The sequence below is a fragment of the Comamonas testosteroni genome (assembly GCF_014076415.1).
Classification (GTDB): domain Bacteria; phylum Pseudomonadota; class Gammaproteobacteria; order Burkholderiales; family Burkholderiaceae_C; genus Comamonas; species Comamonas testosteroni_F.
Map to the genome: position 1 here is coordinate 1,721,222 of NZ_CP043568.1, position 25,684 is coordinate 1,746,905.

Below are 25,684 nucleotides of genomic sequence, written 5' to 3' on the forward strand. Positions count from 1 at the left end.
GTGAGCGCATGACGTATGTCCATAAAGCGTTTGAGTCTGATTTGACTCGGATTCCTTGGCATGCGAGCAAGGCATATTCAAAGACCGGCACGGCGAGTGCCGCCGGTCAAGCTGGTAGAGCAGCATGCGTGCGGGCCTGATTGGCGGTCTGCAGCGGACTCATGACCGGTACCAACCATCTGGATTTGACGATTGTGACCAACAAGACATTACCCGAAGGTTTGCATCCTGAAACTCTGGCCGTGCGCGAAGCGGTCGAGCGCAGCCAGTGGGGCGAGCATTGCGAAGCCCTGTACATGACCAGCAGCTTTGTGCAGCCCGATGCGGCGACCGCAGCGCGCCGCTTTGCCAACGAAGAGCCGGGCTTCACCTATAGCCGCACCGGTAACCCCACGGTCACCAGCTTTGAAAAGCGTCTGGCGGCCATGGAAGGCACGGAATGTGCGGTCGCGACTTCCACCGGCATGTCGGCCATCTTGCTGGTGGCGCTGACGGCCCTTAAGACAGGCGATCATGTGATCTGCTCGCAGTCCATGTTCGGCTCCACCATCAAGCTGTTGGGAACCGAGATGGCACGCTTCGGCGTGGAAACCACGTTTGTCTCGCAGACCGATATCGAAGCCTGGAAGGCGGCCATCAAGCCCAACACGCGCATGCTGTTTGCCGAGACGCCCACCAACCCGCTGACCGATCTCTGCGACATCGCTGCACTGGCCGAGCTGGCGCACGCCAACAACGCGCTGCTGGCCGTGGACAACAGCTTTGCCACTCCCGTGCTGCAGCAGCCCGTGAAGTTCGGCGCCGACCTCGTCGTGCATTCGGGCACCAAGTTCCTCGACGGCCAGGGTCGCGTCATGGCTGGTGCAGTTTGCGGCACCATTGCGCTCGTGGACAAGGTCATGGGCACTTTCTTGCGCAGCGGCGGACTGAACATCGCTCCCTACAACGCCTGGACGGTGATGAAGGGCCTGGAGACCCTGGCTTTGCGCGTCAAGGCGCAAAGCGCTGCGGCGCTGGAGTTTGCGGCCTGGCTGGAAGCCCATCCCAAGGTGGCGCGTGTGTACTACCCGGGCCTCAAGAGCCATCCTCAGCACGAGCTGGCCATGCGCCAGCAAAACGGCATGGGCGGCGCCGTGCTTGCGTTCGACGTGGTGGGCGAGGGGGCCGAGCAGTTGCGTGCCAATGCCTTCCATGTGGTGGACAGCACGCGTCTGTGCTCGATTACGGCCAACCTCGGTGATGTGAAGACTACCATCACCCATCCGGCCAGCACCTCGCATGGTCGTCTGACCGAAGACCAGCGTCAGGCTGCAGGCGTGGGTCAGGGTCTGATTCGTATTTCCGTGGGTCTTGAGCATCTGGAAGACCTCAAGGTCGATCTGGCTCGTGGACTGGATACGCTGTGAAACACCCCCTGAGCCGCTTCGCGCCCTCCCCCTCAAGGGGGACCATGCCTGCGCTGCGAGGCGGCTCTTGCTCGGCACCCCTGGCCGAGACTGCGTGTGCATCAAGCGCCGCAGCCTTGGCGCAGGGAATGCCGTACAAGGATTTCTGATATGACAACCAACAAAATTCGCACCCGCTTTGCCCCTTCGCCCACGGGCTTTATCCATCTGGGCAATATTCGTTCGGCCCTCTATCCCTGGGCTTTTGCGCGCGCCAATGGCGGTGACTTCGTGCTGCGCATCGAAGACACCGATCTGGAGCGTTCCACCCAGGCTTCCGTGGACGTGATCCTGGAAGGCATGGAATGGCTGCAACTGGACCACGACGAAGGTCCGTTCTATCAGATGCAGCGCATGGATCGCTACAAGCAGGTGTTGGCCACGCTGCAGGAAAAGGGCTATGTCTACCCCTGCTATATGAGCATGGAGGAGTTGGACGCACTGCGTGAAAAGCAGATGGCTGCCAAGGAAAAGCCCCGCTATGACGGCACATGGCGCCCCGAGGAGGGCAAGGTCCTGCCCGCCATTCCCGAAGGCGTGAAGCCCGTGCTACGCTTCAAGACTCCGCAAGCCGGTGTGGTGGGCTGGGACGACAAGTGCAAGGGCCGTATCGAGTTCCAGAACTCCGAGCTGGACGATCTGGTGATTGCCCGCCCTGACGGTACGCCCACGTACAACTTCTGCGTCTGCGTGGACGACATGGACATGAACATCACTCATGTCATCCGTGGCGACGACCATGTGAACAACACGCCGCGCCAGATCCACATCTTTGAAGCGCTGGGTGCCACCGTGCCTACCTTTGCCCATCTGCCCACCGTGCTCAACGAGCAAGGCGAGAAGATGAGCAAGCGCAACGGTGCCAAGGCCGTGACCCAGTACCGCGATGAAGGTTATCTGCCCGATGCCATGGTGAACTATCTGGCCCGCCTGGGTTGGAGCCACGGCGACGACGAAATCTTCAGCCGTGCCCAGTTCCTGGAGTGGTTCAACCTGGATCACCTGGGCCGTAGCGCCGGCCAGTTTGACGAGGCCAAGCTGCGCTGGGTCAATGCCCAGCATCTGAAGGCCATGGATGACGCTGAGCTGGCCCAACTGGTCAAGCCCTTTGTTGTCAAGGCAGGTGTGGCCGAGAGTCTGATCGATGCCGATGACCGTCTGGTGCGTATTGCTGCCTTGTTCAAGGATCGTTGCGAGACCTTGGTGGATCTGGCCAACTGGGCCAAGGTCTTCTATGTGGACAGCGTGGAGCGCAATGCGGAAGACTACGCCAAGCATGTGACCGAGGCGGCCAACTCCGTGCTGGATGCATTTGCGGCTGTGCTGGAAAATGTGGAATGGACCAAGGAAGCCATTGCGGCTGCGATCAAGGAGTTGCTCAAGGCGCAGGGCGTGAAGATGCCCGTACTGGCCATGCCTGTGCGTGTTCTGGCCGTGGGCACAGCCCATACTCCCTCGGTCGATGCAGTGCTGGAATTGCTTGGACGTGAAAAAGTTATCGCGCGTTTGAAAAATCGCTAAAAACCTGTCTATAATTCGAGTCTCTGCAAAACGCGACTGATAAAAAGGTTGTCTTGCAGAGAGTTTTGGGGGTATAGCTCAGCTGGGAGAGCGCTTGCATGGCATGCAAGAGGTCATCGGTTCGATCCCGTTTACCTCCACCAAAATTTTGACGGCGAGTCGCAAGACTCGAATCGTTCTAGGAATTGACCCTATCGTCTAGAGGCCTAGGACATCACCCTTTCACGGTGAGTACCGGGGTTCGAATCCCCGTAGGGTCGCCAAGTTTGAAGCGCTTGCAGCTATACAATGTGTAGCAAAGCTTCCTGCCAGGAGTGGTAGTTCAGTTGGTTAGAATACCGGCCTGTCACGCCGGGGGTCGCGGGTTCGAGTCCCGTCCACTCCGCCAGTTTGGCTAGTCGCTTGATTAAAAAAGCGCCTTTATTTTCAGAAGGCGCTTTTTTAATCGGTGCGAAAGCAAAGATTCTAGGTTATGACCCTATCGTCTAGAGGCCTAGGACATCACCCTTTCACGGTGAGTACCGGGGTTCGAATCCCCGTAGGGTCGCCAAGTTTGAAGCGCTTGCAGCTACACAATGTGTAGCAAAGCTTCCTGCCAGGAGTGGTAGTTCAGTTGGTTAGAATACCGGCCTGTCACGCCGGGGGTCGCGGGTTCGAGTCCCGTCCACTCCGCCACAGTTTTTTGGGGGTATAGCTCAGCTGGGAGAGCGCTTGCATGGCATGCAAGAGGTCATCGGTTCGATCCCGTTTACCTCCACCAAAATTTTGACGGCGAGTCGCAAGACTCGAATCGTTCTAGGAATTGACCCTATCGTCTAGAGGCCTAGGACATCACCCTTTCACGGTGAGTACCGGGGTTCGAATCCCCGTAGGGTCGCCAAGTTTGAAGCGCTTGCAGCTATACAATGTGTAGCAAAGCTTCCTGCCAGGAGTGGTAGTTCAGTTGGTTAGAATACCGGCCTGTCACGCCGGGGGTCGCGGGTTCGAGTCCCGTCCACTCCGCCACAGTTTTTGGGGGTATAGCTCAGCTGGGAGAGCGCTTGCATGGCATGCAAGAGGTCATCGGTTCGATCCCGTTTACCTCCACCAAAATTTTGACGGCGAGTCGCAAGACTCGAATCGTTCTAGGAATTGACCCTATCGTCTAGAGGCCTAGGACATCACCCTTTCACGGTGAGTACCGGGGTTCGAATCCCCGTAGGGTCGCCAAGTTTGAAGCGCTTGCAGCTACACAATGTGTAGCAAAGCTTCCTGCCAGGAGTGGTAGTTCAGTTGGTTAGAATACCGGCCTGTCACGCCGGGGGTCGCGGGTTCGAGTCCCGTCCACTCCGCCAGATTCAAAAAGCCGCAATCAAGCAATTGGTTGCGGCTTTTTTCTTGCCTGCGGCACTCTGGTTGATCTGATGTGCTCCTGACTTTCTAGCAAGATACCCTTGCAATGCAAGTGCTATGGCGATACGCTATCGTTCACCCTTACAGATGTTGACAAAAGTTTTTCATGCGGGAACTTTTGCTACCAACCGGTACACCATCTTGTCACCATTGGGTCTGCTTCCCGGTGACTGTCTCGCCCCTTCATTGTTGTTCGTTTAACCACAGCTCCTTCGATCCATGCGCCCGGCGTCTTCCTTTCTGCTGTCGCTGCTGATGTTTGCCTCCATCATCGGGGTGCAACTCGTCGCCATGTGGCCCGCGGGTTCGCAAGATGTGGTGGCCATGGCTTATGTGCTCGATGCAGAGCCGCACGAATACGGTGTCGATGTGCTGCAGGAGTTCGAGGACGATGTGGAGGAAGATGCGGTGGAGTTCTCCATTCACCGTCCGCATCGCACTGCCGAGCTCAATCCGGCGCAAGATGATCGCAATGAATTGTTTGGCCCTCCCGAAGCGGTAGCTGTCGGTGTGGCCGATGTCCGGGTGCCTCCTCAGGGGCATGTGGTGCACCCGACTTATCCCTGGCCGGAAAGCATGTTGCGTCCGCCAAGTCTCAGCCTGCCGCTGGCAGGCTAGCTCCAGCTCAGCTGACGTCATCACGTCAGAGCGTTTGCGCTGGGCTTTTTAGACCCCCGATACCTGCCGCCCGTCATTCCAGCGCCTGCATGGCCTGGAATGTGCTTGTCTGCAGAGCATGGCTCTGAGACAGGTCTGGGGCGGCTTCACCTGCTCAGGTGTAACTGATCCTGCATCGCATGCGGCAGCTGCCGCATGTGCATGACAGGTTTTCGACCCTTTCCTCACTTTATCTGCCCTCAAGAAGGCAGCTGTGTTCTATGTTCAATAGATCGATAGTGCCGGCTTCTTTACCGGCCAAGGCCAGTAAGAATTCTTCTGGCCATGCACCATTGCGGAGCCCCAAACGCGCGGCCGTGTTCGGCCTGTGTCTCGCAGCAGCTCTGGCTGCGCATGCTCAGACCAATACCCATGGCGCGCCACAAATCAGCAGCACCATTTCAGATCAGGCGCAGCCCAAGCTGACTTTGACGCAGCTGGTGCAGACCGTGCTGGACAATAATCCCGAGTTGCGCTCCGTGCAGCAGTCGAGCGTTACGGCTCAGGCGGCTGTGGTCAGTGCTGGCGCGCTGCCCAACCCCAAGCTGGAGTGGAGCCGTGGCGACAACAAGGCGCGTTTGGCATCGGCGACGCCCGGCAATGTGCAGACCATGGGGATCTCGGTTCCCATAGAAATGCCTTCCGTGCGCGCTGCACGTATCGAAGCGGCGCAAGCCGGGCAGCGAGCATCCGTGCACCAGATTGCTGCATCGCGCAATGCGCTCGTGGCCCAGGTCAAGCTCAAGGCCTACGAGGTGGTCCTGCGACAGGCGCAGGCACAGGCAGCCTATGACGCCGTCAAGCTGCTGGAGCAGGCTCATGAGCGTGTACGCGTACGAGTTTCCAGCGGTGAAGCAGCGCGCTACGAAATCATCAAGGCCGATGCCGAACTGATCAACGCTCGTCAGCAGGAGCAGTCTGCCCGTTTGCTGGCTGAGCAATCCCAGCTCACGCTCAATCGTCTGGCTGCAGGCCGGTTGCCCAATCGCTTTGATCTGGCCCTGTCTCTGCAGGATCCGGTGGAGAAAGCGCAGTTGCAGAACATCAACTGGCAGTCCCATCCGGAGCTGCTGCAGCTGCAGTCCGAGGTGGACAAGGCCGAAGCGCAGAAGAACGGTGCCAAAGCCAGCCGTTGGCCGGGTCTTGAGCTGCGTTACGCGCAGACGCGTGAGCCCGATATCCGCAATAACACCATCGGCGTGAGCATGCAGATTCCGCTGTTCGACCAGCGTCGCGGCCCGATTGATGAGGCTGCTTCGGAGGCCGAGCGTGCTCGTCTGCGCATGGAAGGTCGCAAGGCCGAACTGGAGCAGCAGATGTTGCAGGCCTGGAAGGTCATGGAAATGGCGCAGGTACGCACCAAGGCTCTGAGCGAGGGCGCGGTGCGCGAGGCCGAATCGGCCCTGCGCGTAGCAGAGGCTGCTTACCGCTTCGGCGAGCGCGGCATTCTGGATGTGCTGGATGCCCAGCGCGTGCTGCGCACGGTGCGCGCCGATTTGCTTGAAGCCCGTTATCAGCTTCAATCCGCCCGGATTGAACTGGATTTTCTGGCTGGTCGCTATGCCCAGCCTTCCTCGCTTTGAGCTTTCAAAGTCAAGACCACGTTTTCGTATTTTTTGAATTCGCTTTATGTCTTCTCATCATCATTCCAGGACTGTGCGTCCCGCCTCTCTGGTTCTGGCACTGGCGTTGGCCGGGCTGACAACATTGACCCTGACCGGCTGCGACAAGGAAGAGCCGGTCGCTGCAGTTGCTGCTGCAGATACCAAGGCCGAGCTTGATCCCATGGAAGTGGTTGTCTCTGCCGCGATGGCAACTAACTTCAAGACCGCCGCGGTAACGCAGGCCGAGGTTGCCTCGGTGCAGGAAGTTGCCGGTCGCATTGAAGCCAACGAACGCAAGGTCACCCGCATCGGTGCGGCCGTGACAGGACGTGTAACCGAGGTGCTGGCCGAAACCGGCGATCGAGTCAAAGCTGGTCAGACCCTGGCGCGCGTCGCCAGCCCCGAGCTGACCACGGCTCAGCTGGCCTATATGCGTGCCAGTGCCACGGCGACTCTGGCCGAGCGCTCCGTGGAGCGGGCACGTCAACTGATTGCTGCCGATGTGATTGGTTCTGCTGAACTGCTGCGTCGGGAATCCGAAGTGCAGATTGCGCGCGCAGAGTTGAGGGCGGCAGGCGATCAGCTCAAGCTGATGGGCTTGTCCGCCGATGCGCTGAGCAGTTTGCGCGCCAAGGGCAATGTGGCACCGAATGCCGCCATCACGGCTTCTGCTGCCGGTATCGTGATCGAGCGCCAGGTCAGCCAGGGTCAGGTGGCGCAGCCGGGGGACCCTCTGTTCACTGTGGCGGATCTCTCCAATGTCTGGGTGGTAGGCGCCCTGCCTGAGCAAATTGCACGCAGCGTGCAGACTGGCCAGAACGTGCAGATCGATGTGCCGGCGCTGGGGCTGACCGTCGAGGAGACCCCCATCTCGGGCAAGATCATCTACGTGGGCGACACCGTTTCCCCCGAAACCCGCACCGTGACCATTCGCACTCAGGTGGACAACAAGGATCTGGCACTCAAGCCCCAGATGCTGGCCACCATGAAGATCCAGGGGGCGATGGAGAAGACTCTGGCAATCCCGGCGCTGGCGGTGGTTCGCGAGAACGACAAGGATCATGTCTACGTCAAGAAAGCCGAAAACCACTATCGCCTGACTCCGGTGGAGTTGGGGGCGGCCAGTGGTGGTCTGCGACCTGTGGTCAAGGGATTGAGCGAAGGCACGCAGATCGTGGTCGAAGGTGCATTCCATCTGAACAACGAGCGCAAGCGCGCAGAACTGGAGTAAGCCCATGATTGCCTCCATGATTCGTGCCGCGCTATCGCAGCGGCTGGTGGTGGTCGTGCTGGCGCTGGTGATGTGTGGCTTTGGCCTGCGTGCCGCCATGAATCTGTCGGTGGATGCTTTCCCCGATGTGACCAATGTGCAGGTTCAGGTTGCCACCGAAGCCCCTGGTCGTTCGCCCGAGGAGATCGAGCGTTTTGTGACCGTGCCTCTCGAAATCGCGATGACGGGATTGCCCGGGCTGGCAGAGATGCGCTCGCTCAACAAGAGCGGTCTGTCCATCATCACGCTGGTGTTTACCGATGCGACCGATGTGTACTTTGCCCGGCAGCTGGTGACGGAGCGTCTGATCGAGGTCACGCCACGCATGCCCGAAGGCATCGTGCCGGTACTGGGGCCGGTATCCACTGGCCTGGGCGAGGTCTACCAGTACACGCTGGACCACCCCGATGATGGCAAGCGTGAGCTGACCCAGGCCGAGTTGACGGAGCGTCGCACCATTCAAGACTGGGTGGCGCGCCCGTTGCTGCGCTCTATTCCCGGTGTGGCTGAAATCAACTCTCAGGGCGGATATGTCAAGCAATACCAGGTGCTGGTCGATCCTGCCCGTCTGCGTCACTACAACCTGAGCGTGCGCCAGGTGGTGCAAGCCGTGGCAGACAACAATGCCAATGCCAGCGGCGGCATCCTGCCGCAGGTGACCGAGCAGTATCTGATTCGCGGCGTGGGCATGATCCGCACGCTGGACGATATCGGCAACATCGTGCTCAAGGAGCAGGGAGGAGTGCCGGTCTATGTGCGTGATGTGGCCAAGGTGCAGATTGACGCCGAGGTGCGACAGGGCGCCATCATCAAGGGTGGCTATACCGAGGGCGTGTCCGGCATTGTGCTGATGATGCGCGGCGGCAATGCCAAGGAGGTGGTGACCCGTGTGAAGGAGCGGGTGGAGGAGATCAATTCCAAGGGCATGCTGCCCGGCGGCCTGCAGATCGTTCCTTACTATGACCGAACCGACCTGGTGGACTCTGCCCTGTGGACCGTGGGCAAGGTGCTGATTGAAGGCATCTTCCTGGTGGTGGTGGTGCTGTTCATCTTCCTGGGGGATGTGCGATCCAGTCTGATTGTCGTGGCGACGCTGATCATCACGCCGCTGAGTACCTTCATACTGATGAACAAATATGGCATTTCGGCCAATCTGATGTCTTTGGGGGGGCTGGCCATTGCCATCGGCCTGATGGTGGATGCGACCGTGGTGGTGGTGGAAAACGTTTTCCACAAACTGGGACAGGCGGGCAATTCGCGCGGTGAACGTATTCGCACCGTGCTGTCGGCGACCGTGGAAGTTGCTACACCCACCATCTTCGGTATTGCCATCATCATCTTGGTGTTCCTGCCGCTGATGACGCTGCAAGGTATTGAAGGCAAGATGTTCGGCCCGCTGGCGCTGACCATTGCCATGGCTCTGGCGATCTCGCTGGCCGTGTCGCTGTTCCTGTCGCCTGTGCTGTGCTCCTACTTCCTCAAGGGTGGCGCCGATCACGATACCAAGCTGATTGGCTTCCTCAAGCGCCACTATCTGCGTCTGCTTGATGGTGCGACTGCACGCAACCGCCTGACGCTGGCTGTGGCCGTGGCTTTGCTGATCGGATCGCTGGGCCTGTTCCCGTTCCTGGGCAAGTCTTTCATGCCGACCATGAAGGAAGGTGCGCTGACACCGCAGATCAACCGCGTGCCCAGCATTTCCCTGGATGAATCCATTCGCATGGAAATGGCTGCCATGAAGGAAGTGGCGCAGGTGCCCGGCGTGAAGTCCGTGGTGTCCAAACTGGGACGCGGCGAATCGCCAGCCGACCCGGCAGGTCCCAACGAGTCCGATCCCATCGTGCTGCTTGACCCCGAATCCGAGCGTACCCAGGACGAGATCGACGAAGACATCCGTCAGCGTCTGTCCAAGATTCCCGGTGTGCAGATCGTGCTGTCCCAACCCATCTCCGAGCGTGTGGATGAGATGGTGACCGGCGTGCGCTCGCAACTGGCCGTCAAGGTGTTTGGTGATGAACTGGACGATCTCAAGGATGTATCCGAGCAGGTGGCGCGCATTCTGAAAAGCGTCTCCGGCAGCACCGATATTCGTATCGAACGGCTCTCGGGTCAGCAGGCTCTGACGGTGGACATCGACCGCAAGGCGATTGCCCGCCACGGCCTGAATGTGGCCGATGTACAAAGCCTGCTGGAGTCAGCCATTGGCGGCAAGGACGTTACGACCTTGTACGAAGGGGAGCGTCGCTATTCGGTCGTGGTGCGTTTCCCCGAGTCTTACCGGGGTTCCCCGGAAGCCATTGGGGCGACCTTGCTGACCACTGCCGCCGGCGCGCAAGTGCCGCTGAGCAGCCTGGCCCGGATCGAACTGGTGGACGGCCCGGCGCAGATCAGCCGTGAGGGCGGCAAGCGTCGTGTGGTTGTGGGCGCCAATGTCGAAGGGCGTGACCTTGCGGGCTTTGTGTCCGAGGTCGAACAGCGCCTGGAGAAGGAAGTCAAGCTGCCCGACGGCTACTACTTCAAGTTCGGCGGCCAGTTCGAGAACATGGAGCGCGCCATGGGCACGCTGCAGGTGATCGTGCCGCTGACCATCGTAGCCATCTTCTTCCTGCTGTTCCTGCTGTTCAACTCCATCAAGCTGGCAAGCCTGATCATTCTGGTACTGCCCTTCGCTTCGATTGGCGGCCTGATCGGTTTGTTCGTTACAGGTGAATATGTGAGCGTGCCGGCATCCGTGGGCTTTATCGCCCTGTGGGGTATTGCCGTGCTCAATGGCGTGGTGCTGGTCTCCAGCATCCGTCACCTGCGTCAGGAAGGGATGGAAGTAGCCGAGGCCGTGCGTGAAGGCTGTACACAGCGTTTCCGTCCGGTGATGATGACTGCAACCGTGGCTTTGCTGGGCCTGGTGCCTTTCCTGTTTGCGACAGGTCCGGGCTCCGAAGTTCAGCGTCCGTTGGCCATTGTCGTGATTGGTGGTCTGATTACCTCGACCCTGCTGACCTTGGTGGTGCTGCCCACGCTGTACCGCTGGTTTGACGAGAAGCCGACCGAGGCTTGATTTGAGAAAGGAGTGATCCGATGACGATGAAAGAAATCCGCGCCATCGTGCGTCCCAGCCGGCTGGAGCGTCTGCGCACCGAGCTGCGTGCGATTCCGAATTTTCCCGGTGTGACGATTTTCAAGGCCGAGGGCTTTACGGCCCCCGCAGCCGTGGACAAGCGCACGGTCAAGGATGAGCTGACCGATTTTTCGGACAAGCTCATGGTCTGCGTAATCGTGGAGGAGTCCATGGTGGGGGCGATTCGCGAAGCAATCGTCACCGCCTGCCGCACCGGACAGATTGGCGATGGTCTGGTCTGGACCGTGGATATCGGTGAAATGCATCGCATCCGCGACGGCGGTGTAGTGAGCTGATCTTGCTTCAGTACTGATGGAAAAAGGGATGCGCTCTGCATCCCTTTTTTATGCTTTCGGCAAATTCTTGGTGATTTGGGGAAATCGGAGAAAACCCTGTGCTACAATTTTTGCATTGCAGCAGAGAAACACTGTTTCATTGCTTCAAAGGGGGTATAGCTCAGCTGGGAGAGCGCTTGCATGGCATGCAAGAGGTCATCGGTTCGATCCCGTTTACCTCCACCAAAATTTTGACGGCGAGTCGCAAGACTCGAATCGTTCTAGGAATTGACCCTATCGTCTAGAGGCCTAGGACATCACCCTTTCACGGTGAGTACCGGGGTTCGAATCCCCGTAGGGTCGCCAAGTTTGAAGCGCTTGCAGCTATACAATGTGTAGCAAAGCTTCCTGCCAGGAGTGGTAGTTCAGTTGGTTAGAATACCGGCCTGTCACGCCGGGGGTCGCGGGTTCGAGTCCCGTCCACTCCGCCAGATTCAAAAAGCCGCAATCAAGCAATTGGTTGCGGCTTTTTTTTGCCAGGGATTCGGAAAAAAGGCCTTGCGGCAAGGCCTTTGATTTGTCCATTATTTCGGGGCCATGCGAATGGCTCCGTCCAGGCGGATGACTTCGCCGTTGAGCATGTCGTTTTCCAGGATCTGCTTGACCAGCTTGGCGTAGTCCTCGGGCTTGCCCAGGCGACTGGGGAAGGGCACGCTGGCGGCCAGTGCATCCTGAACTTCCTGGGGCATGGTGAAAAGCATGGGAGTGCCGAAGATGCCGGGAGCAATCGTCATATTGCGAATGCCGCTGCGAGCCAGATCGCGAGCAATGGGCAAGGTCATGCCGACCACGCCGCCCTTGGATGCAGAGTAGGCTGCCTGGCCGATCTGACCGTCATAGGCAGCGACGCTGGCGGTAGAAATCAGCACGCCTCGCTCGCCGGTCGGCTCTGGTTCGTTCTTGCTCATGGCGTCCGCCGCAAGGCGAATCATGTTGAAGGTGCCGACCAGGTTGACCATGATGGTCTTGGTATAGACGCCCAGGCTGTGCGGGCCGCTCTTGCCTACGGTTTTCTCGGCCGGTGCAATACCGGCGCAGTTGATCAGTCCAGCGAGTTTGCCCAGGCTGGTGGCCTTGGCAACCACGGCCTGACCATCGGCCTCATTGCTGACATCGCAGCGCAGATAGGCGCCACCGATCTCACTGGCTACGGCCTCGCCGCGCTCTGCATTCATGTCGGCAATCACGACCTTGCCGCCGTTGGCGGCCAGCATGCGCGCCGTACCTTCGCCCAGGCCTGAAGCGCCGCCGGTCACGATGAATACGCGATCCTGAATCTGCATGAACTGTCTCCTTGTTCGATGTCTATTGACGTTGACGTAAACGTCAATTATGCACAGAGTGCAGGAACTGGCGACCTGAGGAAAGCGCGCATAAAAAAAAGCCCAATCGGGAAGATTGGGCTTTGAAGGGATCCATGAAACGGGGGTTTCAGGAGGATCCAAGGAGACAACTTGCGCAAGGCCGGCATCCACATCAATGCATGCCGACCTGACATGCTGGTGATTATAGGGTAAACCCTAGGCTTTGCCAAGCATGTCAATAACCATGTTCTTAACGTTTGGCAGCGGTCGTGGCCTTGACGGCTTCGGTTGCTGTCTTGGTGGCTGCGTTGAAATTGGCTTCAGCCATGTCGGAGGCTTGCTTCACCGCCTTTTGCACGGATTCGAAGGCGTTGTTGGCGGCAGAGACTGCACTCTTGACCATGGCAACAGCGGATTCGGAGCCGGCAGGAGCATTCTTGGTCGTGTTGTCCAGCAGGGCATTGAAGTTCTTGCGAGCTTCGGTGGACTGGGCTTCCAGCGTCTTGTTGAATTCGCCGGCAGTGTTGCTGGCGATGTCGTACAGGTGGCGGCTGTAGGAAGCGGTTTTCTCGGCCAGCGGCTGGAACAGACCTGCTTGCAGAGTCAGCAGTTCCTGAGCGTCCTTGACGCTGAGCACGGCCTGGGTGTGCTGGGCAGCTTCGGCCAGTGCAGCGCGCGAAGCGGTGACGTTCAGTTCCACCAACTTTTCCACGCCTTCGAAAGCTTTGCTGGTCAGGCCGAACAGTGTCTCGAAGTGGGCTTTTTGTGCGCTCAGGATTTGGTCAGGGGTCAGGCTCATGGCAATTCTCCAAAATTACGGATCTAACGAAGGGATCGGACCGGAGGAAACGTCTGCTCTGACATGACCGCTATCTTTGCCAGTCGTATGTTGCAGTGCAGCATGGGTGCATTGTGAAAGAGAATTTGTGGCAATGCAAGCTTAATTTGTTGCGCTGCAGCAAAAAAGATTGATGACTCTTCGTTTTTGATAAGTATCTGATTTTTAAAAGACTTTGTTATGTCTGATAACTGACAAAATTAAATGAACGCGTTTTCTTTGTGCGGTGCGCCATGTGTTGGTGAGTGATGGGCTGCAAGCCCTGTCACGATGGTGCTGGCGCCGCCGGGGCGGCTCTGCAAAATGACTGCATGACTGCATCGTTATCTCATGGCAAGCCTTTGCGCGCCCAGCCGCAGGCCCGCGACTCCTATCCTGTGTTTCGTGAAATCAGCACTCGCTGGTCGGACAACGATGTCTACGGCCATGTGAACAACGTCATCTACTACAGCTGGTTTGATACGGCGGTCAATGCGTATCTGATAGAGCAGGGCGCGTTGAATATCCATGACGGGCAGACGATTGGCCTGGTGATAGAGACCCAGTGCAATTACTTTGCCTCGCTGGCCTTCCCGCAAGTGGTGGAGGCGGGTATTCGCGTGGCCCATCTGGGTAGCTCGAGCGTGCGCTACGAAGTGGGTTTGTTTGCCAAGGGCGCGAGCCAGTCGGCTGCAGCAGGCCATTTTGTGCACGTCTATGTCGACAGACAGGCGCGTCGGCCCGTGCCTTTGCCCGAGCCCTTACGTGTGGCACTGCAGCCACTGCTGCGTGCAGAGCCGGCGGGTAAATAGCAAAACGATAGCTTCTTGCGTATGTGTATCAAAGGTTTGAGTCTGATCTGATTGATATATCTGGCGGTAGATCCGAAGCCGGCATCTGCAAGAAGCGCTTAGGGGCAGCGAGTACGGTGCAGGGTATGGAATCGCCTACACTCGTCACTCTCTGTTGAGGCTGGCGCAGCCTGTGTTTTGAGCCAGCCTTGTTCCATGACTGAACGGACCGCCAGGCCCACCGTCGTCCATGATCATCACCAGTCTGCTAGACACCGACCTGTACAAATTCACGATGATGCAGGTGGTGCTGCATCAGTTTCCGGGTGCGCAGGTGGAGTACCGTTTCAAATGCCGCAACCCGGGCGTGCAGCTGGCTCCGTACGTCAATGAAATCCGCGAAGAGATCCGTTCTCTGTGCAAGCTGCGCTTTCAGGATGCCGAGCTGGCCTATCTGAGTTCGCTGCGTTTCATCAAGAGCGATTTTGTCGATTTCCTGAGTCTGTTCCAGCTCAACGACAAATACATCACGGTCACGCCTCTGGCCAGCGGCGAAATCGACATCACCATCCAGGGTCCTTGGCTGCACACCATCTTGTTCGAGATCCCGGTGCTGGCCATCGTCAACGAGGTGTATTTCCGCAATACCCAGCCGGTGCCCAACTTCCTGGAAGGACGCAAGCGCCTGGACGAGAAGATCGAGCTGTTGCAGGCGCCTGGCCTTGAGTCGCTCAAGATAGCCGATTACGGCACGCGCCGGCGCTTTTCCAGGGCCTGGCATGAAGAGGTGCTGCGGGTGCTCTGCGCCAGGCTGGGTCACTCGGGGGCCGCACGCATCAACGGCCAGCGCAAGGGGCAGTTGGCGGGCACCAGCAATGTGCTGTATGCAATGAAGCTGGGCCTGATTCCGCTGGGCACGCTGGCCCATGAATATCTGCAGGCCTGCCAGTCGCTGGGCCCACGCCTGCGCGACAGCCAGATCTTCGGCTTCGAGTCCTGGGCGCGCGAGTACCGGGGCGATCTGGGTATTGCGCTGTCCGACGTCTATGGCATGTCGGCCTTTCTGCGTGATTTCGATCTTTACTTTTGCAAGCTGTTTGACGGCGCGCGCCATGACAGCGGCGACCCGTTTGACTGGGGTGAGCGCCTGATCGCGCATTACAAGGCCAACAAAATTGATCCGCTGAGCAAGGTGCTGATCTTCAGCGATGGGTTGACCATCCCTAAAACCATCGGGCTGTTCGAGCGCTTCAACGGCCGCTGTCAACTGGCTTTTGGCATCGGCACCAACTTGACCAACGATCTGGGCAATCCCCCCGAGCATGTGCCCTTGCAGATCGTGATCAAGATGACGCGCTGCAACGGCCAGCCGGTGGCAAAGCTATCGGACACACCGGGCAAGAGCATGTGTGACGATGAAAAATACCTGGCCTATCTGCGCCAGGTGTTCAGCATTGCAGCGCCGGAGCCGGTTTCGCAGGCATAGAAATCAAGAAACATTGGCGGGAGTTGTGCCTGTTGCACGGCAAAGAGTAGAGAGGATGGGCGTTTGAACAGCAAATCTTGGATGAAAGTCGCAGCGGCCACGCTGCTGACTCTAGCCGCGGCCACCGCGCAGGCCGCAGACATTGACGGCGCAGCCATGTCCGTGGCCTGGGGCCTGCCGTTTGTGGGCATGCTGCTGTCGATTGCGCTGATGCCGCTGCTGTTGCCGCAATTCTGGCATCACCATTTCGGCAGGGTCACTGCCGGCTGGGCGCTGGCCTTCCTGCTGCCTTTTGCGCTGGTCTATGGCTTGGGTGCGGCGGGCGTGAATCTGGTGCACGCCTTGCTGGCCGAGTATCTGCCGTTCGTGATCCTGCTGACTGCCTTGTACACGGTGGCTGGAGGCATCTATGTGCGCGGCAATCTGCGTGGTTCGCCGGGGTTGAATACCTCCATCCTGGCTATCGGTGCGGTGCTGGCCAGCTTCATGGGCACGACGGGGGCTTCCATGCTGCTGATACGCCCCTTGCTGCGCGCCAACGACAACCGACGTCATCAGGCCCATGTGGTGGTGTTTTTCATCTTTATCGTCTCGAACGCCGGTGGCGCGCTGACGCCACTGGGTGATCCGCCGTTGTTTCTGGGCTTCTTGAAGGGCGTGGACTTTTTCTGGACAGTGCGTCATATCTGGGCTCAGATGCTGTTCCTCACGCTGGCGCTGCTGGCCGTTTTTTATGCGATAGACCGCAAGCTGATGGGGGAAAAGGGCGAGACCGATCTGCCCGATCCCACACCCAGCATGGACGTGACCGGTGCACCAAGCCGTCTGGGCTTTGATGGCCGCGTGAACTTTGTTCTGCTGGCAGTGGTGGTGGCGCTGGTGCTGGTCAGCGGCATCTGGCGCACCCCTGCGGGTATCGAGATCGCCGGGACCCATGTGGGCCTGCCCGGTCTAGTGCGCGATCTGGGTTTGCTTGCCGTGGTTCTGCTTTCGCTCAAGCTCACTCCCGCGCGTGTGCATCGTGCCAATGAGTTCGGCTGGGGGCCCATGCAGGAAGTGGCCAAGCTGTTTGCAGGTATTTTCCTGACCATCATTCCCGTCATCGCCATGCTCAAGGCCGGTGTCGATGGCCCGTTCGGCGCCGTGGTGCGAGCAGTCACCAATGCCGATGGCACGCCCAACCCGGCCATGTATTTCTGGGCTACGGGTCTGCTGTCCTCCTTCCTGGACAACGCGCCGACCTATCTGGTGTTCTTCAATACCGCTGGTGGCGACCCCGGGCATCTGATGACCGATATGGCGCTGACGCTGACCGCCATTTCTGCCGGAGCCGTGTTCATGGGGGCGAATACATATATCGGCAATGCGCCTAACCTCATGGTCAAGGCGATTGCCGAAGATCGTGGCGTGAAGATGCCGGGCTTTTTCGGCTACATGATCTGGTCGGTCTGCGTGCTGGTGCCGCTGCTGGTTTTGATTACCTGGATTTGGTTTCTTTAAGCCACGCATGGCTTTCAGGGCTGCGGTGCGCCGCCATCATCCATAACTTGAAGAGGAAACATCGATGAGCAACAAGCCTCGCATTCTGATCGCCCGTGCCATCTCACCCGAGGTGGTGCAGCGGCTGCAGCAGCACTTTGAAGTGCAGTCCAATCAGGACGATGTGGTCTGGTCGCCAGCGGAGCTGGCTCAGCAGTTGCAGGGCAAGGATGGCGTGCTGACCACGGGTTCGCAGCGCATCGATGCCGAGTTGCTGACCGCTTGTCCGCAGCTCAAGATCGTGGCCAATATGGCGGTGGGTTACAACAATTTCGACGTGCCCGCGATGACGGCCGCGGGCGTGCAGGGCACGAATGCCCCCGATGTGCTGACCGAGACCACGGCCGATTTCGGCTTTGCCCTGCTGATGGCCACGGCGCGCCGCATTACCGAGAGCGAGCACTATCTGCGGGCAGGGCTCTGGAAGGACTGGCATTACGACCTGTTCGCCGGTGCCGAGGTGCATGGCAGCACGCTGGGCATCCTGGGCATGGGGCGCATCGGTCAGGCAATTGCGCGTCGTGCGGCCTACGGCTTTGGCATGCAGGTGATCTATCACAACCGCTCGCGTCTGGATGCTGCGCTGGAAGCCGAGTGCAAGGCCAGCTATGTCGGCAAGCAGGAGTTGCTCGAACGTGCAGACCACCTGATGCTGGTGCTGCCGTTCACTCCCGAAAACCGCCATACCATTGGCGCGGCAGAAATTGCCCGGATGAAGCCCACGGCCACGCTGATCAATATTGCGCGCGGCGGCATCGTCGATGATGCGGCTCTGGCCCAGGCACTGAAAGATGGGCGCATTGCCGCAGCGGGGCTGGATGTGTTCGAAGGCGAACCGGCCGTGCACCCCGATCTGCTGACAGTGCCGAATGTGGTGCTGACACCCCATATCGCCAGCGCGACCAAGGGCACGCGTACGGCCATGGCCGGGCTGGCGGCGGACAATCTGATCTCCTTTCTGGCTGGCAAGGGGCCGCTGACACCTGTCAATCAGCTTGGCTGATGCATCTTCATTAGGTCGGCTCTCGTCACATCAGTTTGAGGGCGGATGCGTGCTCTGAGTGCGTTGTCGGCTTTGATAATTTCTGCCCGCTTGGCGTCTGTGCGCACAGCGGGCTTTTTTATATCAAGCGAGACAGCAATGCCTTTTATCCGCACCAGCGTCCATAAGGACACCACGCCTGCCCAGCGCCAGGCCATCGTCAACGGTATTCATCAGGCCCTGATCGACGGCATCGGCATGCCAGCCGATGAGCTGTTCAACATGGTTGACGACTATGACGAGCAGAAGTTTTTCTTCAGCCGCACTTTCAACGGCTACAAGCGCTCGGACCGCGTAGTGGTGGTGGAGATCACCATGCGCCGTGGGCGCAGCGATGCCATGAAGCGCGCGCTGTATGCCAACATCGCCGCCAATCTGGAAAAAGATGCGGACGTCGCACCCAGCGATGTGTTCGTCTTCACACACGAAAACGACTATTCCGACTGGTCCGTGGGCGGCGGCAAGTTCGCCATGGCCATTGCCCAGCAAGTGGGCCCCGACGCCTGATTCTTGCGTCAACCGATTGCAGCCTCGCTGTCACCAAGGCTGCAACCGGGAGCAGCACTTTTGACTGCATTGAATTTTTCGTGGCTCTGAGGACTGATAATTTGCCTGCGCGCTAGTGCTTGCAAACTTCAGTCTGCAATGCCCATGGCGGAAATTCAATGAATAGGTCTGTAGCGCTTTGCTGATAAGCGCTGCAGCTATGAAAAAAAGAGTGCGAAAGGCGTGGCAAGACAGTGACTACGTGGTGGCTTGGGCTGGCGGCGCTGGCCGTATTGATGGTGGGCCTGCTTCTGGTGCTGCTGTGGTGGCTGCAGGGGCTGCGCCGTCAGACGGAACTTGCTCTTGGCCCTGATGCGATGAGGCTGCAAGCCCAACTGCTGCAGGGATTGCAGGCGCTGGATGTCAGGCTGCAGCAGCTTGAGCGCAGCAGCCAAAGTACCCAGATGACGGTGGCCAAGAGCGACGGAGCCCTGGACCGTGTCACCCAGCATGTACAGACCCAGTTGGCTCAGGCCCAGCAAGATGCATTGGCCGCGCGGCGCGAGCAGGCGACGGCGCTGGCATCCTTTCGCGAAGACGTTGCCCAGCTTGCGCAGCGGCTGACGGGCGACAGCCAGCAAGCCCGCGCGGCACTGGCCCAGAGCAGTGCAGAGCAGGCAGTCCATGTCCAGCAGCGCTTCGAGGCCCTGGCCGAGACGACGCGTGGCACGCTGGATTCGCTCAAGGGCGATATCCAGCAGCAGCTCACGCATATGAGTACCAATATGGGGGCTGCGCTCAAGGATCAGCTGGGAAGCAATGGCGAGCAACTGCGCCATCAGTTTGCCGTGTTGCAGGATGCGGTGAGCCAGCAGCTGGCTGCGCTCGCACAGGGCCAGCAGACCACGGCCGAGCAGCTGCGCGCAACGCTCAACGAGCGGCTGGCCACGATTCAGAGCGACAACGCCCTCAAGCTCGACGAGATGCGCCGCACTGTCGATGAAAAACTGCATGCCACGCTGGAGCAGCGTCTGGGCGAGTCCTTCAAGCTGGTCAGCGACCGGCTGGAGCAGGTGCACAAGGGCCTGGGCGAGATGCAGACCCTGGCGGGCAGCGTGGGCGATCTCAAGCGCGTGATGACCAATGTGAAGTCGCGCGGCACCTGGGGTGAGCTGCAGCTGGGCAGCATCATCGACAATGTGCTCACGCCCGAGCAGTACGCGAGAAACGTCAAGACCGTGCCTGACAGCGATGAGCTGGTCGAGTTCGCCATCCGGCTGCCGGGCCGCAACGACGAGCAGCCCGTCTGGCTGCCCATCGATGCCAAATACCCTGTCGAGCATTACCAGCGCCTGCAGGATGCCCAGGACAGTGCCGACAGGGTGGCTATTGCCGCTGCAGGCAATGCCTTCGAGACATCGATTCGCGGCGAGGCCAGGAAGATCGCGAGCAAGTACATCGCACCGCCACACACCACGGACTTTGCCGTCATGTACCTGCCCACCGAGGGCTTGTTTGCCGAGGTGCTGCGCCGTCCGGGGCTGGTCGAGGCGCTGCAGAACGAGCATCGCATTGTGATTACCGGCCCCGCGAATCTGGCCGCCATGCTCAGCAGCCTGCAGATGGGCTTCAAGACGCTGGCGATCGAAAAGCGCTCCTCCGAAGTCTGGGGCGTGCTCGGTCAGGTCAAGACCGAGTTCGGCAAGTTCGGCGAGGTGGTGGAGGCGACGCGCAAGTCCATCGATGCCGCCGCGCGCAAGTTCGATCAGGTGGGTGTGCGCACGCGCGCCATTCAGCGCCATTTGCGTAATGTGCAGGAGCTGCCGAATGGAGACGGGCAGGGCCAGCCCCTGTTTCCGGCTGCGTCGGCTGAGGGTGATCAGCCTGCCGCCGAGGACCAGGAATGAACGCGGCCCTGCTGCGCCTGATTCTTGCGCAAGTCTGTATCCACGGCACCATGACCGGAATGCGCATGGCCACGCCGCTGCTGGCACTCAAGGAGGGCTATAGCGCGGCTGCGGTCGGCATGCTGCTGGCGCTGTTTGCGCTGACCCAGGTGTTTCTGTCCCTGCCCGCGGGGCGCTTTGCGGACCGTCACGGGCTCAAGCGCCCGCTCATCATCAGTGTGGTGGCCGCATGTTCCGGAGCGGGAGTGGCGGTGCTGTTCCCGCTTTATCCGGTACTGTGTCTGAGTGCGCTGCTGACGGGCGGTGCAGCAGGCATGGCACTGATCGCCCTGCAGCGCCATGTGGGGCGCATGGCGCACAACAAGGACGAGCTGCGCAAGGTCTTCAGCTGGCTGGCGATTGGCCCGGCCATTTCCAACTTCCTGGGGCCGTTTGCAGCCGGGCTGCTGATTGACTACGCAGGCGGCGAAGCGGCCAGCACCACTGGCTTCAGGGCTGCCTTCCTGCTGCTGACCCTGATGCCTCTGGCGGCCTGGTTCTGGGCAAGGACGGTGCAGGAGCTGCCGGCTTTGCAGACCGAGGGTGCGAACCAGAAGGCAACGGCCTGGGATCTGGTTCAGAACCGGGGCTTCAGGCGCTTGTTGCTGCTGAACTGGGCGCTTTCCTCCTGCTGGGACGTGCATACCTTTGTCGTGCCCATTCTGGGTCACGAGCGCGGACTGCCTGCCTCGGTGATCGGCAGCATCCTGGGTGCCTTCGCCATTGCTGCGGCTGTGATCCGCATGCTGATGCCCATCATCACGCGCCATCTGGCCGAATCGCAAGTGGTGCTGGGTGCCATGGTTGCCGCCTGCGCCCTGTTCATCGCCTATCCCTTCATGCCCGGTGCCTGGACCATGGGTGCCTGTTCGGTCTTGCTGGGCGTGGTGCTGGGATCGGTGCAGCCCATGGTGATGAGCATGATTCATCAAATCACTCCACCCGAGCGCCATGGTGAGGCGCTGGGATTGCGCATGATGGCCATCAACGGCTCCAGCGTGCTGATGCCAGTGCTGTTCGGCTCGCTTGGCACGGTGGTCGGAGTCTCTGCCCTGTTCTGGGCAGTGGGGGGGCTGGTCGGAGTGTCCTCGCGCCTGCCCTGGTTGATCGGCAAGCAGGATATGCCGACGGATGAGTGGGAGGCACATTAGCCTGCCCGGCTGCATGCATAAAAAAGAGCGCCTTAGGCGCTCTTTTTTCTTTGAGAGGTGCTTACAGCTCTTCGACTCTGCGTGCAGGGTAGCTGTCCCAGCTTTGGCAGCCGGGGCAATGCCAGAAATGGGTGCGGGCTTCAAATCCGCAGGCCGCACAGCGGTAGCGGGTCAGGGGCTTGGTGGCATGGTTCAGCGCCTTCTGCACGGTGGCATGGTACTGCTCTTCGGTCAGGGTCTCGCCTTCCAGCCATTGGGCGGCCGCCACCAGGGACGACTCATGCTCCAGATGCTTGACCAGGCGCTGGCGGCCGGGGGCTTCCGCATCCCCGCTTTTCTGATCGATGGCGACCAGTGCCTGCAACAGGTCCAGCGACGGTGCTTGCTCATAGTGCTTGAGCAGCAGATTGTGGGCCTCGCTTAGCGCACCCGTTGCCTCGGCCACTTCCACCAGCAGGCTGGCCGCCAGGGGCAGGGCCGCAGGGCTGTTCTGTGCCAGCGCCTGAAGGCTTGACAAAGCCTGCGCGGATTGGCCCTGTCGATGCTGGAGCTGGGCCAGCTCCAGTCGGGGGCGCGGAGCTTGCGGCGCAGTCTCCAGAGCCTGCTGCAGCTGTGCAAAAGCCTTGTCGAGCTGGCCGTGGGCCACCTGAGATTGCGCGTCTTCGCAAAGGTAATGGGCCAGCCGGGTGCTGAAGTCTCCCTGGCCTGCGGCCTGCATCTTGCGCACGATGGCCGCTGCCTGGCCCCAGTCGCGCGAGCGCTCGTAAATGGCCAGCAGCGCCAGGCGTGCCTCGCCTTCGTACTGCGTGCCTTCCAGGCGGTTCAGGGCCTCCTCGGCGCGGTCCAGCAGGCCGGCCTTGAGAAAGTCCTGTGCCAGTGCATGCTGGGCACGGTCCCGGTCGGGGCGGGTGAGGTCGGCGCGGCTGAGCAGATGCTCGTGGACGCGCACCGCACGGTTGTATTCGCCGCGGCGGCGAAACAGATTGCCCAGTGCAAAGTGCAGTTCGGTGGTGTCGGGGTCGTTCTGTACGGCCTCGATAAAGGCATCGATGGCCTTGTCCTGCTGCTCGTTGAGCAGAAAGTTCAGACCCTTGAAGTACGCCTTGGGAGCCTGGCGGTTGTCGGCACGCACCTGGCGCAAATCCCAGCGGGAGGCCAGCCAGCCCAGCACAAAGGCCGCAGGCAGGCCCAGCAAGATCCAAGTCAGATTAAATTCCATGCACGTCGCCCGGCGCAATGATCGAAGAAGAGTTCTGTTCCTTCATCGCAGGTGCTGCACTGGTGGCGTTGCCTGCGGTGTTCGGCGGCTGTTGCGTGGCCTGTGCCTCGCGCGCTGCGCTGCGATGCTTGAGCCAGCGTGGCACCATGCCCAGCACCCCGACAAAAAGACCCAGCGCAAAGGCCGCCAGAACCACCAGCACCAGAGGTGCTGTCCAGGCCGTGCCAAAGAAGAAATGCACGGTCGCGTCTTGCTGGTTGTTGAGTGCGAATGCGAACAGAGTGAAAAAAATGGCTGCCTTGAGCAGCCACAGCAGGTATTTCATGCTTCCCTTTATGCGCCTTGTGTGACGGGAAGATTTTAGGCCAGCCCATGCGCGGACTGGCAAACGTACGGCGTGGTCAGTCCTGAGGTGGCTGACGGTGCCCATGGACTTCAGGCGGTCTGCGGCTGCTGGGCAGCGGAGTCTTCGGCCTTGAGATTGTCCACGGCTTCGCGCAGGGCCTTGCCTGGCTTGAAATGGGGAACGCGCTTGGAAGGAACCTGAACGGACTCGCCGGAGCGGGGGTTGCGGCCTATGCGGGGCTGGCGGTGATTGATGGCAAAGCTGCCAAAGCCGCGAATTTCAATACGGTGACCGCGCACCAGGGCATCGCTGACGGCATCCAGAATGGTTTTGACGGCCTGCTCGGCATCACGTTGGTTGAGTTGGCCAAATTGGGCGGCAAGTTCTTCGACGAGATCGGATCGGGTCATCGGGTGGCGGAGGCTCTAGGTTGAAAACAACAACGGGCGCACAGGGCGCCCGTTGTCTTTGACGCTTGGCGGTCAGTCAGGCAAGCTGGCTGACCGGCTGATGCAAGATTTACTTGTCAGCGTCCAGCTTGGCACGCAGCAGAGCGCCCAGGCTGGTGGTACCAGCGTTTTCCTTGGAGGACTGAGCCGACAGGGAAGCCATGGCGACTTGCTGCTCAGCGTGATCCTTTTGCTTGATGGACAGCTGGATGTTGCGGCTCTTGCGATCCACGTTCACCACCACGGCAGTGACTTCGTCGCCTTCCTTCAGGACGGAACGAGCATCTTCCACGCGGTCTTGCGAGATTTCGGAAGCGCGCAGGTAGCCGATGATGTCTTCACCCAGGTCGATTTCAGCGCCCTTGGCGTCCACAGTCTTGACCTTGCCGGTCACAACCTGGCCCTTGTCGTTCACGGTCACGAAGGTCGTGAAGGGGTCGCTGTCCAGCTGCTTGATGCCCAGGGAGATGCGCTCGCGCTCAACGTCCACGGCCAGCACGATGGCTTCGACTTCTTGACCCTTCTTGTAGTTACGAACGGCAGCTTCGCCGGCTTCGTTCCACGACAGGTCGGACAGGTGCACCAGGCCGTCGATACCGGCAGCCAGACCCACGAACACGCCGAAGTCGGTGATGGACTTGATGGGGCCCTTCACGCGGTCGCCGCGCTTGGTGTTCTGGGCGAATTCTTGCCAGGGGTTAGCCTTGCACTGCTTCATGCCCAGGGAGATGCGACGCTTGTCTTCGTCGATTTCCAGAACCATGACTTCCACTTCGTCGCCCAGGGACACGAGCTTGGTGGGAGCAATGTTCTTGTTGGTCCAGTCCATTTCGGAAACGTGCACCAGGCCTTCGATGCCGGGTTCCAGTTCCACGAATGCGCCGTAGTCGGCAATGTTGGTGACCTTGCCGAACAGACGGGTGGCGGAGGGGTAGCGGCGAGCCACGCCCATCCAGGGATCGTCGCCCATTTGCTTCAGACCCAGGGACACGCGGTTCTTTTCGGTGTCGAACTTCAGGATCTTGGCAGTGATTTCCTGGCCGGCAGTCACCACTTCGGAGGGGTGACGCACACGGCGCCATGCCATGTCGGTGATGTGCAGCAGGCCGTCGATGCCGCCCAGGTCCACGAACGCACCGTATTCGGTGATGTTCTTGACCACGCCCTGAACGATAGCGCCTTCCTTCAGGGTTTCCATCAGCTTGGCGCGCTCTTCGCCCATGGAGGCTTCCACCACAGCGCGGCGCGACAGCACCACGTTGTTGCGCTTGCGATCCAGCTTGATGACCTTGAATTCCAGGGTCTTGTTTTCGTAGGGAGTCAGGTCCTTGATGGGACGTGTGTCGATCAGCGAACCGGGCAGGAAGGCGCGGATGCCGTTGACCAGAACGGTCAGGCCGCCCTTGACCTTGCCGGAAGTGGTGCCGGTCACGAATTCGCCGGATTCCAGAGCCTTTTCCAGCGACAGCCAGGAAGCCAGACGCTTGGCGGTGTCACGAGACAGGATGGTGTCGCCGTAGCCGTTTTCGATGGAGCCGATGGCCACGGACACGAAGTCACCCACTTGGACTTCGACTTCGCCCTGGTCGTTCTTGAACTCGTCGAGGGGCACGTAGGCTTCCGACTTCAGGCCGGCGTTCACCACCACGAAGTTGTGCTCAACGCGCACGACTTCAGCGGTGATAACTTCGCCAGGACGCATTTCGGTGCGTGTCAACGACTCTTCAAAAAGGGCGGCAAAAGATTCAGACATGTAGTTCCTTGCCCGC

Annotated in this window: 20 protein-coding genes and 14 tRNA genes; 28 read left to right on the forward strand and 6 right to left on the reverse strand. The window is 59.9% G+C overall.

Annotated features, from left to right (window positions below; translation table 11 throughout):
• Positions 1 to 194: 194 nt before the first annotated feature.
• The 21 genes from F0P97_RS07765 to F0P97_RS07865 all read left to right on the forward strand — a co-directional run bounded on the left by F0P97_RS07765 (position 195) and on the right by F0P97_RS07865 (position 11,770).
• The gene (locus tag F0P97_RS07765; RefSeq protein WP_003061097.1) at positions 195 to 1,406 is read left to right on the forward strand and encodes an O-succinylhomoserine sulfhydrylase; all 1,212 of its coding nucleotides are present in this window, start codon (positions 195 to 197) and stop codon (positions 1,404 to 1,406) included.
• A 150-nt stretch (positions 1,407 to 1,556) separates the two neighbouring features.
• Positions 1,557 to 2,966, forward strand: a complete 1,410-nt coding sequence (gene gltX / locus F0P97_RS07770) for a glutamate--tRNA ligase (RefSeq protein ID WP_182286314.1) — start codon at positions 1,557 to 1,559, stop codon at positions 2,964 to 2,966.
• Positions 2,967 to 3,033: 67 nt separating this feature from the next.
• Positions 3,034 to 3,109, forward strand: a tRNA-Ala gene (locus F0P97_RS07775).
• A 44-nt stretch (positions 3,110 to 3,153) separates the two neighbouring features.
• Positions 3,154 to 3,229: transfer RNA gene (locus F0P97_RS07780), tRNA-Glu, on the forward strand.
• A 48-nt stretch (positions 3,230 to 3,277) separates the two neighbouring features.
• A tRNA-Asp gene (locus tag F0P97_RS07785) sits at positions 3,278 to 3,354 on the forward strand.
• Positions 3,355 to 3,440: 86 nt separating this feature from the next.
• Positions 3,441 to 3,516 (forward strand) — tRNA-Glu (locus tag F0P97_RS07790).
• A gap of 48 nt (positions 3,517 to 3,564) precedes the next feature.
• A tRNA-Asp gene (locus tag F0P97_RS07795) sits at positions 3,565 to 3,641 on the forward strand.
• 9 nt (positions 3,642 to 3,650) lie between these two features.
• Positions 3,651 to 3,726, forward strand: a tRNA-Ala gene (locus F0P97_RS07800).
• Positions 3,727 to 3,770: 44 nt separating this feature from the next.
• A tRNA-Glu gene (locus tag F0P97_RS07805) sits at positions 3,771 to 3,846 on the forward strand.
• Between the two features lie 48 nt (positions 3,847 to 3,894).
• A tRNA-Asp gene (locus F0P97_RS07810) sits at positions 3,895 to 3,971 on the forward strand.
• 8 nt (positions 3,972 to 3,979) lie between these two features.
• Positions 3,980 to 4,055 (forward strand) — tRNA-Ala (locus F0P97_RS07815).
• A 44-nt stretch (positions 4,056 to 4,099) separates the two neighbouring features.
• Positions 4,100 to 4,175: transfer RNA gene (locus F0P97_RS07820), tRNA-Glu, on the forward strand.
• Positions 4,176 to 4,223: 48 nt separating this feature from the next.
• Positions 4,224 to 4,300, forward strand: a tRNA-Asp gene (locus F0P97_RS07825).
• A 277-nt stretch (positions 4,301 to 4,577) separates the two neighbouring features.
• Complete coding sequence (locus F0P97_RS07830) at positions 4,578 to 4,976, forward strand: hypothetical protein (RefSeq protein ID WP_182286315.1); 399 nt, start codon at positions 4,578 to 4,580, stop codon at positions 4,974 to 4,976.
• Between the two features lie 332 nt (positions 4,977 to 5,308).
• Positions 5,309 to 6,598 carry a TolC family protein gene (locus tag F0P97_RS07835; protein ID WP_182286316.1) on the forward strand — a complete coding sequence of 430 codons (1,290 nt, stop codon included), beginning with the start codon at positions 5,309 to 5,311 and terminating at the stop codon, positions 6,596 to 6,598.
• 46 nt (positions 6,599 to 6,644) lie between these two features.
• Positions 6,645 to 7,850 (forward strand): efflux RND transporter periplasmic adaptor subunit, encoded by a 1,206-nt coding sequence (locus F0P97_RS07840; RefSeq protein ID WP_182286317.1) that lies wholly within the window; start codon positions 6,645 to 6,647, stop codon positions 7,848 to 7,850.
• Between the two features lie 4 nt (positions 7,851 to 7,854).
• On the forward strand, positions 7,855 to 10,944 hold the full coding sequence (locus tag F0P97_RS07845) for an efflux RND transporter permease subunit (RefSeq protein ID WP_182286318.1): 3,090 nt from the start codon (positions 7,855 to 7,857) through the stop codon (positions 10,942 to 10,944).
• A 20-nt stretch (positions 10,945 to 10,964) separates the two neighbouring features.
• Positions 10,965 to 11,300, forward strand: a complete 336-nt coding sequence (locus F0P97_RS07850; protein WP_182286319.1) for a P-II family nitrogen regulator — start codon at positions 10,965 to 10,967, stop codon at positions 11,298 to 11,300.
• Between the two features lie 149 nt (positions 11,301 to 11,449).
• Positions 11,450 to 11,525, forward strand: a tRNA-Ala gene (locus F0P97_RS07855).
• Between the two features lie 44 nt (positions 11,526 to 11,569).
• Positions 11,570 to 11,645: transfer RNA gene (locus F0P97_RS07860), tRNA-Glu, on the forward strand.
• A 48-nt stretch (positions 11,646 to 11,693) separates the two neighbouring features.
• Positions 11,694 to 11,770: transfer RNA gene (locus tag F0P97_RS07865), tRNA-Asp, on the forward strand.
• A 93-nt stretch (positions 11,771 to 11,863) separates the two neighbouring features.
• On the opposite strand, the gene F0P97_RS07870 is transcribed toward F0P97_RS07865, so the two are convergent.
• Both F0P97_RS07870 and F0P97_RS07875 read right to left on the reverse strand, forming a co-directional pair.
• The gene (locus F0P97_RS07870; protein ID WP_182286320.1) at positions 11,864 to 12,622 is read right to left on the reverse strand and encodes a 3-hydroxyacyl-CoA dehydrogenase; all 759 of its coding nucleotides are present in this window, start codon (positions 12,620 to 12,622) and stop codon (positions 11,864 to 11,866) included.
• Between the two features lie 271 nt (positions 12,623 to 12,893).
• Positions 12,894 to 13,442, reverse strand: coding sequence for a phasin family protein (locus F0P97_RS07875; RefSeq protein WP_003067688.1), 549 nt, complete (start codon positions 13,440 to 13,442; stop codon positions 12,894 to 12,896).
• A gap of 350 nt (positions 13,443 to 13,792) precedes the next feature.
• On the opposite strand from F0P97_RS07875, the gene F0P97_RS07880 reads away from it, so the two are divergent.
• From F0P97_RS07880 to F0P97_RS07910, 7 genes are all read left to right on the forward strand, one after another.
• On the forward strand, positions 13,793 to 14,272 hold the full coding sequence (locus F0P97_RS07880; protein WP_182286321.1) for an acyl-CoA thioesterase: 480 nt from the start codon (positions 13,793 to 13,795) through the stop codon (positions 14,270 to 14,272).
• Positions 14,273 to 14,501: 229 nt separating this feature from the next.
• On the forward strand, positions 14,502 to 15,737 hold the full coding sequence (gene pncB, locus F0P97_RS07885) for a nicotinate phosphoribosyltransferase (RefSeq protein ID WP_182286322.1): 1,236 nt from the start codon (positions 14,502 to 14,504) through the stop codon (positions 15,735 to 15,737).
• An 81-nt stretch (positions 15,738 to 15,818) separates the two neighbouring features.
• A complete protein-coding gene (locus F0P97_RS07890; protein ID WP_182287132.1) occupies positions 15,819 to 17,237 on the forward strand; it encodes a sodium:proton antiporter in 1,419 nt (472 codons plus the stop codon).
• Between the two features lie 64 nt (positions 17,238 to 17,301).
• Positions 17,302 to 18,279: a 2-hydroxyacid dehydrogenase gene (locus tag F0P97_RS07895; RefSeq protein ID WP_182286323.1), complete on the forward strand. Its 978-nt coding sequence runs from the start codon at positions 17,302 to 17,304 to the stop codon at positions 18,277 to 18,279.
• 138 nt (positions 18,280 to 18,417) lie between these two features.
• On the forward strand, positions 18,418 to 18,825 hold the full coding sequence (locus tag F0P97_RS07900; RefSeq protein ID WP_182286324.1) for a tautomerase family protein: 408 nt from the start codon (positions 18,418 to 18,420) through the stop codon (positions 18,823 to 18,825).
• Positions 18,826 to 19,100: 275 nt separating this feature from the next.
• Positions 19,101 to 20,711: a DNA recombination protein RmuC gene (rmuC, locus tag F0P97_RS07905; RefSeq protein WP_232538244.1), complete on the forward strand. Its 1,611-nt coding sequence runs from the start codon at positions 19,101 to 19,103 to the stop codon at positions 20,709 to 20,711.
• Entirely contained in the window at positions 20,708 to 21,901 is a 1,194-nt protein-coding gene (locus F0P97_RS07910; protein WP_182286325.1) for an MFS transporter, read from the forward strand. Before rmuC ends, F0P97_RS07910 begins: the two co-directional genes overlap by 4 nt.
• A gap of 61 nt (positions 21,902 to 21,962) precedes the next feature.
• Here F0P97_RS07910 and lapB read toward each other — a convergent pair whose 3' ends face one another.
• From lapB to rpsA, 4 genes are all read right to left on the reverse strand, one after another.
• Positions 21,963 to 23,120: a lipopolysaccharide assembly protein LapB gene (gene lapB, locus F0P97_RS07915; protein WP_182286327.1), complete on the reverse strand. Its 1,158-nt coding sequence runs from the start codon at positions 23,118 to 23,120 to the stop codon at positions 21,963 to 21,965.
• Positions 23,110 to 23,445, reverse strand: a complete 336-nt coding sequence (locus tag F0P97_RS07920) for a LapA family protein (RefSeq protein WP_182286328.1) — start codon at positions 23,443 to 23,445, stop codon at positions 23,110 to 23,112. Before F0P97_RS07920 ends, lapB begins: the two co-directional genes overlap by 11 nt.
• A 110-nt stretch (positions 23,446 to 23,555) precedes the next feature.
• Positions 23,556 to 23,876, reverse strand: coding sequence for an integration host factor subunit beta (locus F0P97_RS07925; RefSeq protein ID WP_003077008.1), 321 nt, complete (start codon positions 23,874 to 23,876; stop codon positions 23,556 to 23,558).
• A gap of 109 nt (positions 23,877 to 23,985) precedes the next feature.
• Positions 23,986 to 25,668: a 30S ribosomal protein S1 gene (gene rpsA / locus F0P97_RS07930; RefSeq protein ID WP_003057144.1), complete on the reverse strand. Its 1,683-nt coding sequence runs from the start codon at positions 25,666 to 25,668 to the stop codon at positions 23,986 to 23,988.
• Between the last annotated feature and the right edge of the window lie 16 nt (positions 25,669 to 25,684).

Bases quoted from the DNA above. Each gene is read 5' to 3' on its own strand.
- gltX (WP_182286314.1), top strand. From the start codon at position 1,557: ATGACAACCAACAAAATTCGCACCCGCTTTGCCCCTTCGCCCACGGGC.
- F0P97_RS07830 (WP_182286315.1), top strand. From the start codon at position 4,578: ATGCGCCCGGCGTCTTCCTTTCTGCTGTCGCTGCTGATGTTTGCCTCC.
- F0P97_RS07840 (WP_182286317.1), top strand. From the start codon at position 6,645: ATGTCTTCTCATCATCATTCCAGGACTGTGCGTCCCGCCTCTCTGGTT.
- F0P97_RS07845 (WP_182286318.1), top strand. From the start codon at position 7,855: ATGATTGCCTCCATGATTCGTGCCGCGCTATCGCAGCGGCTGGTGGTG.
- F0P97_RS07850 (WP_182286319.1), top strand. From the start codon at position 10,965: ATGACGATGAAAGAAATCCGCGCCATCGTGCGTCCCAGCCGGCTGGAG.
- F0P97_RS07870 (WP_182286320.1), bottom strand. From the start codon at position 12,622: ATGCAGATTCAGGATCGCGTATTCATCGTGACCGGCGGCGCTTCAGGC.
- F0P97_RS07875 (WP_003067688.1), bottom strand. From the start codon at position 13,442: ATGAGCCTGACCCCTGACCAAATCCTGAGCGCACAAAAAGCCCACTTC.
- F0P97_RS07880 (WP_182286321.1), top strand. From the start codon at position 13,793: ATGACTGCATCGTTATCTCATGGCAAGCCTTTGCGCGCCCAGCCGCAG.
- pncB (WP_182286322.1), top strand. From the start codon at position 14,502: ATGATCATCACCAGTCTGCTAGACACCGACCTGTACAAATTCACGATG.
- F0P97_RS07890 (WP_182287132.1), top strand. From the start codon at position 15,819: ATGAAAGTCGCAGCGGCCACGCTGCTGACTCTAGCCGCGGCCACCGCG.
- F0P97_RS07895 (WP_182286323.1), top strand. From the start codon at position 17,302: ATGAGCAACAAGCCTCGCATTCTGATCGCCCGTGCCATCTCACCCGAG.
- F0P97_RS07900 (WP_182286324.1), top strand. From the start codon at position 18,418: ATGCCTTTTATCCGCACCAGCGTCCATAAGGACACCACGCCTGCCCAG.
- rmuC (WP_232538244.1), top strand. From the start codon at position 19,101: ATGGTGGGCCTGCTTCTGGTGCTGCTGTGGTGGCTGCAGGGGCTGCGC.
- F0P97_RS07910 (WP_182286325.1), top strand. From the start codon at position 20,708: ATGAACGCGGCCCTGCTGCGCCTGATTCTTGCGCAAGTCTGTATCCAC.
- lapB (WP_182286327.1), bottom strand. From the start codon at position 23,120: ATGGAATTTAATCTGACTTGGATCTTGCTGGGCCTGCCTGCGGCCTTT.
- F0P97_RS07920 (WP_182286328.1), bottom strand. From the start codon at position 23,445: ATGAAATACCTGCTGTGGCTGCTCAAGGCAGCCATTTTTTTCACTCTG.
- F0P97_RS07925 (WP_003077008.1), bottom strand. From the start codon at position 23,876: ATGACCCGATCCGATCTCGTCGAAGAACTTGCCGCCCAATTTGGCCAA.
- rpsA (WP_003057144.1), bottom strand. From the start codon at position 25,668: ATGTCTGAATCTTTTGCCGCCCTTTTTGAAGAGTCGTTGACACGCACC.